The sequence below is a fragment of the Mycobacterium sp. NGS41 genome (genome assembly GCF_059812725.1).
Genome location: NZ_JCALDF010000015.1, coordinates 18,906 through 34,033, shown reverse-complemented (window position 1 = coordinate 34,033; position 15,128 = coordinate 18,906). Strand labels below are relative to the sequence as shown.

The window sequence follows — 15,128 nt, the reverse complement described above, 5'->3', positions numbered from 1 at the left end:
GCTTTGCACACCAATTCGTCCGATGCGGCCGCTGCCTCCGTACTCTGCGAATACTCGGATTAGGCTGGCGGCAGCAAGCCGGCAACCGGCAACATCACACGAGGTCAAGCGAGGTCATTCCAGTGCCTGAGTTAAGTGCCCCTGCCCGCTTTTCGGTCGACGAGCACGACAACGTCGCGGCCATGGTCTTTGAGCACGAGCGCGACGATCCGAAGTTCGTCATCTACCAGCGCCTGGTCGACGGCGAGTGGACCGACGTCACGTGCGCCGAGGCGGCCGACCAAATTCGTTCCGCGGCACTGGGTTTGATTGCGCTCGGGGTACAGGCCGGCGACCGGGTGAGCATCTTTTCGGCCACCTGCTACGAATGGGCGATCCTCGACCTCGCGATCCTTGCCGTGGGTGGGGTCACCGTGCCGATCTATGAGACTTCGTCGGCGGAGCAGGTGCGCTGGGTGCTGCAGAACTCAGAAGCCGTCGTGGCCTTCGCCGAAACCGATGCGCACGCCGCGACGATCGCCGAGCTCAGCGGCGAGCTGCCTGAGCTGCGCCGGGTGCTGCACATCAACGGCTCGGGCCCGAAGGCGCTCGACCAGCTCGCCGAGGAGGGCGCGTCGGTCGACAAGGCCGAGCTGACCGCTCGGCTGGAGGGGCTGCGTTCCGAGGACGCGGCGACGCTGATCTATACGTCGGGCACCACCGGGCGCCCCAAAGGCTGCCAGCTCACCCATGCCAACCTGCTCTACGAGATCCGCGGCACCCAGGAGTGCCTGCCGACGCTGCTGCGTGAGGGTGAGCGACTGCTGATCTTCCTGCCGCTGGCCCATGTGCTGGCTCGGGCGCTCACCCTCTCCGCGTTCGCCAGCAAGGTGACCGCCGGATTCACCAGCGACATCAAGAATCTGCTGCCGCAGTTCGCGATCTTCAAACCCACGGTGGTGGTGTCGGTGCCGCGGGTTTTCGAGAAGGTGTACAACACGGCCGAGCAGAAGGCCTCCAACGAGGGCAAGGGCCCGATTTTCAAGAGAGCCGCGCAGGCCGCGGTCGACTGGAGCCGCGCGCATGACGGAGGCCGGCCGGGGTTGGTGCTGCGCGCCAAGCATGCGTTGTTCGACCGGCTGGTCTACCACAAACTGCGTGAGGCGCTGGGCGGCGACTGCCACGCCGCGGTCTCGGGCGGCGCGCCGCTGGGTGCGCGGCTGGGCCACTTCTTCCGCGGCGTGGGCGTGACCATCTACGAGGGTTACGGCCTGACCGAGACCAGTGCGGCGATCACCGTCAACCAGATCAGCGCGCTGAAGATCGGGACCGTGGGGAAGCTGGTACCCGGCAACAGCTTGCGCATCGCCGACGACGACAAGGAGCTGTTGGTGCGCGGCGGCGTGGTCTTCAGCGGCTACTGGCGCAATGAGCAGGCCACCGAGGAGGCATTCACCGACGGCTGGTTCCGGACCGGCGATCTGGGCGCCGTCGACGAGGACGGCTTCCTGACCATCACCGGCCGAAAGAAGGAGCTGATCGTGACGGCCGGGGGTAAGAATGTCGCCCCTGCCGTGCTGGAGGATCAGCTTCGGGGCCACCCGCTGATCAGCCAGGCGATGGTGGTCGGGGACAACAAGCCGTTCATCGGCGCGCTGATCACCATCGATCCCGAGGCGTTCGAGGGCTGGAAGCAGCGCAACAGCAAGTCCGCCGGCGCGTCGGTGGGCGATCTGGCCACCGATCCCGACCTGGTGGCCGAGGTGGATGCGGCCGTCAAGCAGGCCAACCAGCAGGTGTCGCACGCCGAGTCGATCCGCAAGTTCCGGATTCTGCCGGTCGACTTCACCGAGGACACCGGTGAGCTGACGCCGACGATGAAGGTCAAGCGCAACGTGGTGGCCGAGAAGTTCGCCTCCGACATCGAGGCGATCTACACCAAGGACTAAGCGCCGAGAAGACGCAAAAGCCCCTGAATCAGGCCTGATTTAGGGGCTTTTGCGTCTGCTCGCCACACCTAGCCGCGCAGCAGGTCGGCCAGCCGGGCGGCCAGCGTGTCCCAGCGCCACTGGGACGTCACCCATTCCCGCCCGGCGGCGCCCATGGCGGTGGCCCGGTCGCGGTCGGCGAGTAATCCGGCGACGGCGTCGGCGACCTTTTCCACCGAGCGGCCATCGACCACCAGCCCGGTCTTGTTGTGTTGCACCGCTTCCGGGGCCCCACCCGACTGGCCGGCGATCACCGGCACACCGGTGGCCGAGGCCTCCAGGAAGACGATGCCCAACCCCTCGACGTCCATGCCCGCACCGCGGGTACGGCACGGCATCGCGAACACGTCGGCCAGCGCGTGGTGGGCGGGTAGCTCGGGGGCCGCCACACCGCCGGTGAACGTCACGTGGTCGGCCGCTCCACATTCCCGAGCCAGCTTGCGCAGCGTGTCCAGATACGGACCGCCGCCGACGATCACCAGTGCGGCCCCGTCGACGCGCCGGCGGATCGACGGCAGCGCCTTGATCAGTACGTCCTGGCCTTTGCGTGGCACCAACCGCGACAGGCACACCACTGTGGGCCGCTCCCCCAGACCGTAGCGATCGCGCAGCTCGGCGCGGGCGGCCGGATCGGGCCGAAACCGGTCGGTGTCCACTCCGGGCGGCAGGTATTCCAATGACGCCGCGGGCCCGAAAGCCGGCGCGAATCGGGACCGCGTGTAGCGGCTGACGAACGTCACGACGTCCGTCTCGTCACCGATGCGGCGCAGCACCGACCGGGCGACGGGCAGCATGGACCAACCAACTTCGTGGCCGTGGGTGCTGGCCAGCACCCGGGTCGCGCCCGCGTGGCGGGCACGCTGGGCCAGCAAGGCCAACGGCGCGGCCGCGCCGAACCAGACGGTGTCGATTGCTTCGTCGGCGATCAGCCGGCGCATCCGAGCGTCGACCGTCGGGCCGGGCAGCATCAGCGTGCCGGGATGGCGGACGACCCGATAGCCGGTCTCGCTCGCCGTGTCGTCGAACGCCTCGGCGCCTTTCCACTGCGGTGCATACACGGTCACGGCATGCGACCTGGTGGCGACGAGCCGACTGACGAAGTCCCCTAGGTACGACTGGATGCCGCCGCGCCGGGGTGGAAAGTCGTTGGTTACCAGCAGGACCCGACTCACCCGGGTGAGGCTAGCTTCCCCTGCACGAGCAGACGCAAAAGCCCCTCATTTCCGCACGAAATGGGGGGCTTTTGCTGGGCGCTGTTGAAGCTCGCCGCTACCGGGCCAGCCACTGACGCCAGCCCGTGAGCAGCCCCGCCTCATCGATGCCGAAGATGTCGCGAACGGCGGTGGACAGATCGGCGTGCCCCACGCCGCAGGATGCCAGGTAGAGCGCACGCAACTTCGCCGGGCCGTAGCTGTCGGCGACGAACCGCGCGAACCACCACGCGCGGTCATAGGCCAGCGAGCGCTGCGGCCCCGGCGCGTCCAGGTCGGCGTCCGAGGGCAGCGCCTGCGCCATCGACACGGCGTCGACGGGCGTCGGCGTATGCGGCCGGGCCACGAAGTCGGCGACCCCTTCGGTCAGCCAACGCGGTGCGTCCACGGCGGTGTCCACCCGGGCCGCATAGTGAAAAAGCTCGTGCGCCAATACTATTCGCAGTGCGCTTTCACTCATCCGAACCGCGCCGGGCGCGAACACCGTCCGCTGGTTGACCGCCACCCGGTGAGCGGAATCGACGCGGTCAGCGACTGTCACCGCAGCGATATCAGCCCACTGCGACGGTGAACCTCCGCCGGCGGCAGCGCGAAACTGTTCGTCTGAGCCTGCGGCCACCACCGAGATATCGCGGGACCAGTCGGGCCCCCAGAAGGCTTCCACCTGATCGACGGCAGCGCCGACGTTCGACGCGATCCGGGACAGCAGGCGTTCGCCATCCGGCCCGCCGAGATCGATCAGCCGCACGATGCGATCGCCGACCACCAGCGGACCGTGCGCGGCATCCGTCCGCTGTGCTGGATGAACCGCTACGGCCAGGGCCGCGATCAGCTCCCCGACCAATACACCCGCCAGCAGTAGCGACGGCCACCGCCGAAGCCGCCGTGCGGCGAGATTTCTAGTAGCGGCGCGCGTCGTAGATCGGGCCGGAGGAGTTCATCGGCACCACCCGCACCGGCACACCGTAGGTAGAGGAGTGGATCATCATCCCGTCGCCGACATAGATGCCGGCATGTGAGGCATCCGAGTAGAACGTCAGGACGTCGCCGGGCTGCAGATCCGACAGTGCCACCGGTTGGCCGCCGTGGGCCAGCGCCTGGCTGGAGTGCGGCAGCGAAATGCCGGCCTGCTGGTAGGCCCACATCACCAATCCCGAGCAGTCAAACCCGCCCGGCGCGGCGCCGCCCCACACGTACGACGATCCGACCTGGCTCAACGCGGCCTGCACGACGGTGGCGCGGTCCCCGCTGGGAACCAGCCCGGGCGCTCCATCGGGAAGGCCGCCCGGCGCTGGTGCTTCGGCTGGGGATTGCCCTTCGGCCGGTGGCGCACCCGGCGGTAAGGCACCCGGTGCCGCACCTGGCGGTAACGCATCGGGAGCGGGCGCGGGGCCTCTGGGAGCCGCCGCGGGAACCGGGCCCGGGTCGGCAAGGGCGGTGCGCTGTCCGGGCGACAGGGCGAGATATTGCGACTTGACCACGGCGATCTGTACCTGCAGCTGACTCTGCTTGGACTGCAGGCTGGCCCGTACCGCCGCGGCCTGTTCGGCGGCGCGCTTGGCGTCGGCGGCCGACTGGGCGGATGCCTGCTCGGCCTTGGCCGCCTGCTCGCCGGCGGCGCGGTAATTGCGCATCTGGGTGGCCATTTCGGCCGACAGCACCCGCTGCACCGACAATCCGTCGATCAGCTGCTGCGGAGACTTCGCCGTCAGGATGGCGTGCATGCCGTCGGTCCGGCCGCCCATGTAGGTGGCGGCGGCAATCTTGTTGACGGCGCCCTGGTAGCTGGCCAGCCGGTCCTTGGCGGCCTGCGCGGCAGCCTGGTCGTCCAGGTGCTTCTTGTCCGCCGCCTGCTGCACGGCCAGTTTCTTGCTCAGGTCGATCTGGGCGGTGTGCATGGCTTCGGTTGTCTGCTCTGCCTGGCGGGATAACTCGTTGAGTTTCGCCACCGCATCGCCGGCGGGGTCGGCGAACGCAGTGGTGCCAAAGGCACCGGAGAGGACAGTGAAGCCAGCAAGCGTACCGACCATAGAACGCACGATGACACGCGCACGCGGATGCTTACAGTTGAGCCTCAAAGTGTTGCTTCCTTAAACGACCGTCGACGCGTGGTCATCGAGCTGGTTTTAGGTCTCAAACAGGTTACGAAACGATATCGGCGTTTGTCCAAAGCAGATCGTTAAGAAATTAGAAAGAATTCTGTCATTACTTTATGAGTGGCCTCCTGCAAACCAGCGCTGTCCAGGAGTTATGGCGCACAGGGCAATTAGGCGACGCCGGAACCGCGATTGCCCCGGATCGGCACCAGACGCAGCCTTGGGGCCAATCCGGCATCGGCGAGTACTTCCAAAGCGGCACGCTCGTCGCACAACAAAGTTTCCGGGACCCCGAGTATCACGCTGACGACGCAGTCGCGGCACCCCGCACCGCGCGCCGCGCAGTCGTCGCAGTCGATCACCATCGGCGCACCCGGTCCGGGCGCCGCGCCGCCGTCGCTGTCAGATGCAGTTTGGGCCATTGGTCGGGTCCTCTCGGTCGGCCTCCGTCGAGTTCTCTCGCACGCTAACCGCGGCCACCGACATGTTTTCCGCCAAGGTGTCGGTGGGGGTGCCTAACGTCACGGCTGTGGGAGTGACCGGTGCGGCCCAGCTGAGCTTCCCCGGCCTGTGCCCGGCCGTCCGCGCCGACGAAATGCCGTTGCGCGAGACCACTTTCGTCGTGGTGGACCTGGAGACCACCGGCGGACGCGCGACGAGCAACCCGGCAACACCGGCAGCGCCGCCCGACGCCATCACCGAAATCGGCGCGGTGAAGGTCCGCGGCGGCGTCGTGCTCGGCGAATTCGCCACCCTGGTGGACCCGCAGCGCAGCATCCCGCCCCAGATCGTGCAGCTCACCGGCATCACCTCGGCGATGGTGTATGACGCCCCGACCATCGACGCGGTGCTGCCGATGTTCCTGGAGTTCGCCGGCGGTTCGGTGCTTGTCGCCCACAATGCCGGGTTCGACATCGGGTTCCTGCGGGCCGCCGCGCAGCGCTGCGATATCACCTGGCCCCGGCCACAGGTGTTGTGCACGGTTCGGCTGGCCCGCCGGGTGCTCAGCCGCGAGGAAGCCCCCAGCGTGCGGCTGGCCGCCCTGGCGCGGCTGTTCGCCGCCGCCGCCCAGCCCACCCACCGTGCCCTGGACGACGCCCGAGCCACCGTCGACGTGTTGCACGCCCTCATCGAACGAGTGGGCAACCAGGGCGTGCACACCTACGCCGATCTGCGTTCGTATCTGCCCGACGTGACACCAACGCAGCGCCGCAAGCGGGTCCTCGCCGACGGCCTGCCGCACCGGCCCGGGGTCTACCTGTTCCGCGGACCGTCGGGTGAGGTGCTCTACGTCGGCACTGCCGTCGACCTGCGACGCCGGGTAAGCCAGTACTTCAGCGGCGCCGACCCGCGCGGCCGGATGAAGGAGATGGTTGCGCTGGCCGGCAGCATCGACCACGTCGAGTGCGCGCACGCGCTGGAGGCCGGCGTGCGGGAACTTCGGCTGCTGGCCGCACACTCCCCGCCGTACAACCGCCGGTCAAGGTTCCCGCAGCGGTGGTGGTGGGTGGTGCTCACCGACGAGGCGTTCCCGCGCCTCTCGGTGGTCCGCGCCCCCCGGCACGATCGCGCGGTCGGACCGTTTCGGTCCCGCGCCGGGGCCGCGCAGACGGCGGCCCTGCTGGCGCGGTTCACCGGGGTCCGGACCTGCACCACGCGCCTGGGACGTTCTTCGCTGCACGGGCCGGCCTGTCCCGAGGTCGAGGTGTCGCCCTGTCCCGCCGCCCGCGGGGTGACCGCCACCCAATATGCGGCCGCGGTGGCACGGGCGGCGGGATTGATCGACGGCCAGGACAACACCGCGCTCGCCGCCGCCGTCCAAGAAGTCACCCGGCTGGCCGAGCTGCACCGCTACGAAAGCGCCGCCCGACTCCGCGATCTCACCGCCAGCGCTGTCGAAACCCTGTGGCGCGGACAGCGTTTGCGCGCGTTGGCCGCGCTGCCCGAGCTGATCGCCGCCGCGCCGGACGGTCAGGGCGGCTACCACCTCTGCGTGATCCGCCACGGCCAGCTCGCGGCGGCCGGTGCCGCCGGCCGCGGGGTACCGCCGATGCCCGTCGTCGAGGCGATCCTGGCCGGTGCGCAGACGGTCATTCCGTCGCCGGCCCCGCTCGGCGGCGCTCTGGTCGAGGAGACCGCGCTGATCGCACGCTGGCTGGCGGCCCCAGGGGTACGCGTCGTCCGGGTGGCCGGCGTGGACGACGCCGGATGGACTACTCCCCTGCGGGCGGCGGGCGCCTGGGCCCAGTGGGCGGCGGCGGCGCGCTCCGCACGGCTGGCGGCCGAGCAGGCAGGCCCCGATTCAGACCTGCTGACTGAACCGCACCCATCGCGCGAGCAGCTGTTCGGCCGCACCGGTGTCGATGGCGGCGCCGGCCCGCTGCAGTCCGTCCTCCCACGCCGGCAGCCATTCAGCGCGGCTGGATAGCCCGGCGTGAGCCACGATCGCCCCGGCGGCATTGAGCACCACCGCATCCCGGACCGCGCCCTTGGCGCCGCCCAGCACCGCTCGCGCTTCGGCCGCATTGGTCTGCGCGTCGCCACCCAACAGCTCGCCGAGTTCGGCGCGCGCAAACCCGAAGCCGGCGGGATCGAAGGTCAGATTGTCCACCGTGCCCGCCTGCACGCGCCAGATCGTGCTCGTGGTGGTCGTGGTCAGCTCGTCGAGGCCGTCGTCGCCGTGCACAACCAGCACGCTGGATCGGCGCGCGGCGAACACCCCGGCCATCACCTCGGCGAGGTCGCCGAACGCGCAGCCGATCAGCCCGGCCCGCGGCGAAGCCGGATTGGTAAGCGGCCCAAGCAGATTGAATACCGTGGGCACGCCGATCTCACGACGAACCGTGGCCGCGTGCCGGTAGGACGGATGGAACACCGGCGCGAAACAGAACCCGATCCCGACTTCGTCGAGGGAGCGCGCGACCTGCTCGGGTCCCAGGTCGATGCGAACCCCGAGCGCCTCCAGCGTGTCGGCGCCGCCGGACAGCGAGGTCGCCGCCCGATTGCCGTGTTTGACCACCGGCACACCCGCGGCGGCAACAACGATCGCCGCCATCGTGGATAGGTTGACCGTGTTGACGCCGTCGCCACCGGTGCCGACTATGTCGACGGCGTCTCCGATATCCCGGCGGGTCGCGCCGGAGGGCATCGGCCGCGCATGGCTGAGCATCACATCAGCCAGTTCACCGACCTCGGCCGCGGTGGGACGCTTCATCTTCATCGCGACGGCGAAGGCGGCGATCTGGGCCGGCCTGGCGTTGCCCGTCATGATCTGGTCCATGGCCCAGGCCGCCAGGCCGCGGTGCAGGTTCTGCCCGGCGGTCAATTGGCTCAGGACCTGCGGCCATGACGGCGCCGGCCCGGCCGCAACCGCGGCGGACTCCCCTGGCAACGGGGGCTCGAATGACGCCCCGGATGACTCAGCCACGCGCCGATGGTCCCACGAGGGGCAACCGCCACCCAACCGCCGCCGAGCGTCGACCCGGCACAGCGACGGCGCGACGCGTCCCATTGATTTGCCGCCCCGGGTAGTGCTCAACAACTACAAAGCGTCATACTTGCGGATGTGACCAGCGCTGTGGGGACCTCGGGTACTGCGATCACGTCGCGCATTCATTCGCTGAATCGGCCCAACATGGTCAGTGTTGGCACCATAGTCTGGCTTTCCAGCGAGTTGATGTTCTTTGCTGGGCTGTTCGCGATGTACTTCACGGCCCGTGCTCAGGCCGGCGGAAAATGGCCGCCGCCACCGACCGAGCTGAATCTCTACCAGGCCGTCCCGGTGACCCTGGTTCTGATCGCGTCGTCGTTCACCTGCCAGATGGGCGTGTTCGCGGCCGAGCGCGGCGACGTCTTCGGGCTGCGCCGCTGGTATGTGATCACCTTCCTGATGGGCTTGTTCTTCGTCCTCGGCCAGGGCTACGAGTACTTCCATCTCGTGACGCACGGCACCACGATCCCCAGCAGCGCCTACGGCAGCGTGTTCTATCTGGCCACCGGCTTTCACGGCCTGCACGTCACTGGCGGCCTGATCGCGTTCATCTTCCTGCTCGCCCGCACCGCGATGACCAAGTTCACGCCGGCGCAGGCGACCGCCAGCATCGTCGTCTCTTACTACTGGCATTTCGTCGACATCGTATGGATCGCGCTGTTCACCGTGATCTATTTCATCCGGTAAGCCGACCACCCGGTACAGCCCCGAACAGGCCCGAACAGGAATGAACAGGAGTTCTCGGTTGAAGAAACTGGGGTTCACCCGAGCCGGTGGCCGTAAACCGCAAAACCAGCGGCGTAGTGACCGCTCTCGTCGGCGTCTGCAGCGCCGACTGTCCGGCGGCCTGCTGCTGCTGATAGCGCTGACCTTTTCTGGGGGATTGGCGGCGGTCCTTACCCCCACTCCGCAAGTGGCCGTCGCCGATGAGAACAACGAGGCCGCGATCCGTAAAGGCCGACAGCTGTTCGACACCTCCTGCGTGTCTTGCCACGGCGCCAACCTGCAGGGCGTGCCCGACCACGGGCCGAGCCTGATCGGCGTCGGCGATGCCGCGGTCTACTTCCAGGTGTCCACCGGCCGGATGCCCGCCATGCGCGGCGAGGCCCAGGCGGCGCGCAAGGACCCGATCTTCGACGAGGAGCAGACCGAGGCGATCGGCGCCTACGTGCAGTCCAAGGGCGGCGGGCCCTCGGTAGTGCGCAACCCCGACGGCAGCCTCGCGATGCGTTCGCTGCGCGGCGAAGACCTGGGCCGCGGCGGCGACCTGTTCCGGCTCAACTGCGCGTCCTGCCACAACTTCACCGGAAAGGGCGGGGCGCTGTCGTCGGGCAAGTACGCACCCGACCTGGGACCGGCCAACGAACAGCAGATCCTGACCGCGATGCTGACCGGCCCGCAAAACATGCCCAAGTTCTCCGACCGCCAGCTGTCGATGGACGCCAAGAAGGACATCATCGGTTACGTCAGGACGGTCGTCGAGGAGCGTCAGCCGGGTGGCTACGGCCTCGGTGGCTTCGGACCGGCCCCGGAGGGCATGGCGATGTGGATCATCGGCATGGTCGCCGCCATTGGGTTGACGTTGTGGATTGGGGCGCGCTCGTGAGCGACGTTGATGAGGTGAAAGGTTCGGACACCGACAAGGACGCCGGCTCGACGCAGGAACCCGACGAAGCCGCGCTGGCCACGATGTCGAACGAGGAACTGCTGGCGCTGGGCGGCAAGCTCGACGGTGTCGAGACCGTCTACAAGGACCCTCGCTGGCCCGTCGAGGGCACCAAGGCCGAGAAGCGCGCCGAGCGCGGCGTGGCGCTATGGCTTTTGCTGGGCGGTGCGGCCGGGCTGGCGCTGCTGGTGGTCTTCTTGTTCTGGCCGTGGGAGTACAAGCCGAAGGAGGAGCACGGCAGCATCCTCTACACGCTGGCCACTCCGCTGTACGGATTGACTTTCGGGCTGTCCATTCTGGCAATCGGCATCGGCGCCGTCCTGTACCAGAAACGGTTTATCCCGGAAGAGATTTCGATCCAGGAACGGCATGACGGCGCGTCCCGCGAGATCGATCGCAAGACGGTGGTAGCGAACCTGACCAACGCCCTCGAAGGCTCCACGATCAGACGGCGCAAGCTGGTCGGACTGTCGCTGGGCATGGGCTTGGGCGCATTCGGCCTCGGCACCCTGGTGGCGTTTGCCGGCGGCATGATCAAAAACCCGTGGAAGCCGGTCGTCGACACCGCCGAGGGCAAGAAAGCGGTGCTGTGGACGTCGGGTTGGACCCCGCGCTACAAGGGCGAGACCATCTACCTGGCACGGGCTACCGGCTCCCACGATTCGGCCCCGTTCATCCCGATGCGCCCGGAGGACATCGACGCCGGCGGCATGGAGACGGTGTTCCCGTGGCGGAAATCTGACGGCGACGGCACCACCGCGGAATCCCACGAAAAGCTGATCGGGATCAAGTTGGGTATCCGAAATCCTGTGATGCTCATCCGGATCCGGCCCAGCGACATGCCCAGGGTGGTCAAGCGCCAGGGTCAGGAGAGCTTCAACTTCGGCGAGTTCTTCGCCTTCACCAAGGTCTGCTCGCACCTGGGTTGCCCGTCGTCGCTGTACGAGCAGCAGTCCTACCGGATCTTGTGCCCGTGTCACCAGTCGCAGTTCGACGCACTGCACTACGCCAGGCCGATATTCGGCCCCGCGGCCCGCGCACTGGCGCAACTGCCCATCACCATCGACACCGAGGGGTATCTGGTCGCCAACGGTGACTTTGCCGAGCCCGTCGGACCCGCATTTTGGGAGCGCACAACAACATGAGTCCAAAACTCAGTCCTCCGAAGATCGGTGATGTTCTGGCCCGCCAAGGCGAGGACATCGACACGCGCTACCACCCCTCGGCGGCCGTCCGCAGACAGCTCAACAAGGTCTTCCCGACCCACTGGTCGTTCCTGCTGGGCGAGATCGCGCTGTACAGCTTCATCGTGCTGCTGATCACCGGCGTGTACCTGACGCTGTTCTTCGACCCCTCCATGGTCGATGTCACCTACAACGGCGTGTACCAACCGCTGCGCGGTGTGGAGATGTCGCGCGCCTACGAGTCGGCGCTCAACATTTCCTTCGAAATCCGCGGCGGGCTGTTCGTACGCCAGATTCACCACTGGGCCGCCTTGATGTTCTCCGCGGCGATCATGGTGCACCTGGCACGCATCTTCTTCACCGGCGCATTCCGCAGACCCCGCGAGATCAACTGGGTCATCGGCTCGCTGCTGCTGATCCTGTCGATGTTCGAGGGCTACTTCGGCTATTCACTGCCCGACGACCTGCTCTCAGGTATCGGCCTGCGGGCCGCGTTGTCGTCGATCACGCTGGGCATGCCGGTGATCGGCACCTGGCTGCACTGGTTCCTGTTCGGCGGCGACTTCCCCGGCAACATCTTGATCCCGCGGCTGTATGCGCTGCACATTCTGCTGTTGCCGGCGATCATTCTGGCGCTGATCGGGATGCACCTAGCGTTGGTGTGGTTCCAGAAGCACACCCAGTTCCCAGGGCCGGGACGCACCGAGCACAACGTGATCGGCGTGCGGGTGATGCCGGTGTTCGCGGTCAAATCCGGTGCCTTCTTCGCCACGATCGTGGGCGTGCTGGGCCTGATGGGCGGCCTGCTGCAGATCAACCCCATCTGGAACCTGGGCCCCTACAAGCCATCTCAGGTGTCGGCCGGTTCGCAGCCCGACTTCTACATGATGTGGACCGAGGGCCTGGCCCGTATCTGGCCGCCGTGGGAGTTCTACTTCTGGCACCACACCATTCCCGCCCCGGTCTGGGTCGCGTTGCTCATGGGGCTGATTTTCATCCTGCTGATCGTCTATCCGTTCCTGGAGAAGCGGTTCACCGGTGACTATGCGCACCACAATCTGCTGCAGCGCCCCCGCGATGCCCCGGTCCGCACCTCCGTGGGCGCCATGGCGATCAGCTTCTACATGGTGCTCACGCTGGCCGCGATGAACGACATCATCGCGCTGAAGTTCCACATCTCGCTGAACGCGACGACGTGGATCGGGCGCATCGGCATGGTGATCCTGCCGCCGTTCGTTTACTTCATCACTTATCGGTGGTGCATCGGGCTGCAGCGCAGCGACCGCTCGGTGCTCGAGCACGGGGTGGAGACGGGCATCATCAAGCGGCTGCCGCACGGGGCCTACATCGAGCTGCACCAGCCGCTCGGCCCGGTCGACGGCCACGGTCACCCGCTGCCGCTGGAATACCAGGGCGCTCCGGTTCCCAAGCGCATGAACAAGCTGGGGTCGGGCGGGTCGCCCGGCAGCGGCAGCTTCATGTTCGCCGACCCGGCGTCCGAGGACGCAGCGCTGCGCGAGGCGGCACACGCCGCCGAGCATCGTGCGCTCACCGCACTGCGCGATCACCAGGAGAGCATCAACGGCTCGCCCAACGGCGAGCACGGCGAGCACTAGACCTGGTTTTCACGCGTACTTGCGCGTCCAGTCGGTGCTGACGGCGTTGAGCGTGAATCGTTGGCGTTGAGCGTGAATCGTTGGTTTCCAGCGTGAATCGTCGGCGTTGAGCGTGAATCGTCGGCGTTGAGCGTGAAGCCAGGGCGTCCGCTGTGAAATCCTGGTGCCAGTCGGGCGATTTTTCCGCCCACGTTGCACACCCAAAGCCAACGATTCACGCGCAAGGCCCAGGCTTCACACCCAATGCTCGAAACCATGAATGCGGCCCGCCTCACGGTGGGTGTCGACGGACTGCGCGGCTAGTGCACGGTGACGACGCGACGCAGCTGGCGAACGTGTATCCACTCGAGCGCCGGCATTCCCGCGGTGATCAGGCCGGCCAACGTGTAGCCGACCCAGGACGCGCCGTTGTGACCGACGGCCATCAGGTAGGTGGCCACCCCCACCGCTATCAGCGCTACTCCCATCGTGCCCGTCAGCGCGACCGCGCCACGCATCCAGATGCGGTCCACGGCCGCGCCTGACCATCCGTCGACGACGTGGCGCCCCCGATCTGCCGCGCTGCGTGCGGTCGGGTACCCGGAACTGGCCGGCTGCCTGACCACCGTCGTGCGTGCCGACGCGGCTGTCGGCCCGGCGACCGGCTCGTCGTGGGCCATCCGGCGCGCCCGCAACAATATCGGGATCGCACCCGCGATGATCAGCGCGGAGACGACGATGACGACGTACAGGATCCATGGGGTGTGGGTGGCCCTCGCCGCTTTGTGAAAGCCGCGACCCAGATCGGTCAGCGCGACGATGGCGGCGACGCTCACGCCCACCAAGAGCAGCCAGACCGCTGCGCACGCCCCGATCAGAATGCGATCGACTACGTCCGGCGGAATGCTGTCCGACCCTTGCCGGTATGCGGAGTACCTACTGACCATCAGCAGCTCGTCTGCCATGCGTCGTTGGCGTTGGCTGACAACACCGTTCCCTCGCTCGTGGTGATCGTGCAGTTGAGCTTGCTGACCCGGAAAAGACTGGACGCCTCGAGCGAGCCGACATCGGATTGCGAGATCGGCGTCACCGTCATCGACCACGGGATGTACACGTTGTGCTGGGTCCGCCGCCGACCCGACGCGTCCACATAGGTCACCGTGATGATGTCGCCCGGCGCCTTGGTGCCGGTCACCGAGTACGTGACTTGCCGCGGACCGGTCGGCGTGGTGGTCGGGGGGACCGGTGGGACCACCGCCGCTGGTGTGCTCGCCGGCGGCGGTGCGGCGCTCGTTGGCGGCGGGGCCGCCGATGGCGACGGCGTCACCGTCACTGTCTGGGTCTCCGTTGACGTCGAGATTTCGGTAGAAGGCGGCGTCGACGACGGCGACGGCGGTTTGGAGGTGGTTATTTCGTCCTGAGGGGGCACCACGGACGTCGACGATGTACCTGGGGTGGCGACTTGGCTGGTGTCGGTCCGCGTGACCAGCAGCGACACCGAGACCACGAGTGCGATCGCGGCCAGAATAGCCGCGACGCCGACCACCCACGGCCAGCGCGGCGCGGCGCGTTCGTCGATCAGGTCGGACGAGCCGTCGTAGTCGTCGTAGTCGTAGAGCTTGAGGTCAGCCGGTACGTACGGGCCACTGATGAATTGCTCGGACTCCGGGGCCGAGTAGGCCCGCGAGTGAATGTCGGTCTGACCGGTGTGATCGGCCGCATCGTCGTCGGCCTCGTCTATGGGCTCCAGCTCGCCTTCGGGCTCGCTGCTGCCGGAGTCCACTTCGGCGCTGTGTTTGCCGACGGCATCGGGTTCGTCAAGATCCCGCCCGGGAGGATTCGGCCCGCTCATGTTCGTCTGCCCTGTCCAACTGCATCACCCGGGGCTTCGCGGCGGCATCGGTGCGCACGTGCTCGGG

General features: G+C 67.6%; 12 protein-coding genes and 1 pseudogene. 6 read left to right on the top strand and 7 right to left on the bottom strand.

The features are described from left to right. Positions 1-122: 122 nt before the first annotated feature. Complete coding sequence (locus tag AC5Y21_RS15260; RefSeq protein WP_499913291.1) at positions 123-1,928, top strand: AMP-dependent synthetase/ligase; 1,806 nt, start codon at positions 123-125, stop codon at positions 1,926-1,928. A 68-nt stretch (positions 1,929-1,996) separates the two neighbouring features. On the opposite strand, the gene pimB is transcribed toward AC5Y21_RS15260, so the two are convergent. From pimB to AC5Y21_RS15240, 4 genes are all read right to left on the bottom strand, one after another. Then, complete coding sequence (pimB, locus tag AC5Y21_RS15255; RefSeq protein WP_499913290.1) at positions 1,997-3,139, bottom strand: GDP-mannose-dependent alpha-(1-6)-phosphatidylinositol monomannoside mannosyltransferase; 1,143 nt, start codon at positions 3,137-3,139, stop codon at positions 1,997-1,999. Positions 3,140-3,236: 97 nt separating this feature from the next. Continuing rightward, a complete protein-coding gene (locus AC5Y21_RS15250) occupies positions 3,237-4,037 on the bottom strand; it encodes a hypothetical protein (RefSeq protein WP_499913416.1) in 801 nt (266 codons plus the stop codon). Between the two features lie 40 nt (positions 4,038-4,077). After that, positions 4,078-5,208: a peptidoglycan hydrolase RipC gene (ripC, locus tag AC5Y21_RS15245; RefSeq protein WP_499913289.1), complete on the bottom strand. Its 1,131-nt coding sequence runs from the start codon at positions 5,206-5,208 to the stop codon at positions 4,078-4,080. Positions 5,209-5,444: 236 nt separating this feature from the next. Continuing rightward, positions 5,445-5,696 (bottom strand): hypothetical protein, encoded by a 252-nt coding sequence (locus AC5Y21_RS15240; RefSeq protein WP_499913288.1) that lies wholly within the window; start codon positions 5,694-5,696, stop codon positions 5,445-5,447. Here AC5Y21_RS15240 and AC5Y21_RS15235 point away from each other — a divergent pair. Next, a pseudogene (locus tag AC5Y21_RS15235) lies at positions 5,681-7,639 on the top strand (DEDD exonuclease domain-containing protein); the annotation flags it as partial. The gene AC5Y21_RS15240 and the pseudogene AC5Y21_RS15235 overlap by 16 nt on opposite strands. Here the strand turns inward: AC5Y21_RS15235 and trpD are convergent. Next, complete coding sequence (trpD, locus tag AC5Y21_RS15230; protein ID WP_499913414.1) at positions 7,577-8,665, bottom strand: anthranilate phosphoribosyltransferase; 1,089 nt, start codon at positions 8,663-8,665, stop codon at positions 7,577-7,579. The pseudogene AC5Y21_RS15235 and the gene trpD sit on opposite strands and share 63 nt — an antisense overlap. Positions 8,666-8,839: 174 nt before the next feature. Between trpD and ctaE the strand changes: the two genes are divergently transcribed. Genes ctaE through qcrB form a run of 4 tightly spaced genes read left to right on the top strand, consistent with a single transcriptional unit; the run spans position 8,840 to position 13,230 of the window. Next, positions 8,840-9,451, top strand: coding sequence for an aa3-type cytochrome oxidase subunit III (gene ctaE / locus AC5Y21_RS15225; protein ID WP_499913287.1), 612 nt, complete (start codon positions 8,840-8,842; stop codon positions 9,449-9,451). 58 nt (positions 9,452-9,509) lie between these two features. Continuing rightward, positions 9,510-10,370 (top strand): cytochrome bc1 complex diheme cytochrome c subunit, encoded by an 861-nt coding sequence (qcrC, locus tag AC5Y21_RS15220; protein WP_499913286.1) that lies wholly within the window; start codon positions 9,510-9,512, stop codon positions 10,368-10,370. Then, on the top strand, positions 10,367-11,575 hold the full coding sequence (gene qcrA / locus AC5Y21_RS15215; RefSeq protein WP_499913285.1) for a cytochrome bc1 complex Rieske iron-sulfur subunit: 1,209 nt from the start codon (positions 10,367-10,369) through the stop codon (positions 11,573-11,575). Before qcrC ends, qcrA begins: the two co-directional genes overlap by 4 nt. Further along, positions 11,572-13,230 carry a cytochrome bc1 complex cytochrome b subunit gene (gene qcrB / locus AC5Y21_RS15210; RefSeq protein WP_499913284.1) on the top strand — a complete coding sequence of 553 codons (1,659 nt, stop codon included), beginning with the start codon at positions 11,572-11,574 and terminating at the stop codon, positions 13,228-13,230. The genes qcrA and qcrB overlap by 4 nt, the downstream gene beginning before the upstream one ends. 299 nt (positions 13,231-13,529) lie before the next feature. On the opposite strand, the gene AC5Y21_RS15205 is transcribed toward qcrB, so the two are convergent. Both AC5Y21_RS15205 and AC5Y21_RS15200 read right to left on the bottom strand, forming a co-directional pair. Beyond that, complete coding sequence (locus tag AC5Y21_RS15205) at positions 13,530-14,156, bottom strand: DUF2561 family protein (protein ID WP_499913412.1); 627 nt, start codon at positions 14,154-14,156, stop codon at positions 13,530-13,532. After that, positions 14,156-15,061 carry an MmpS family transport accessory protein gene (locus AC5Y21_RS15200; RefSeq protein WP_499913283.1) on the bottom strand — a complete coding sequence of 302 codons (906 nt, stop codon included), beginning with the start codon at positions 15,059-15,061 and terminating at the stop codon, positions 14,156-14,158. The genes AC5Y21_RS15205 and AC5Y21_RS15200 overlap by 1 nt, the downstream gene beginning before the upstream one ends. Positions 15,062-15,128: the final 67 nt, after the last annotated feature.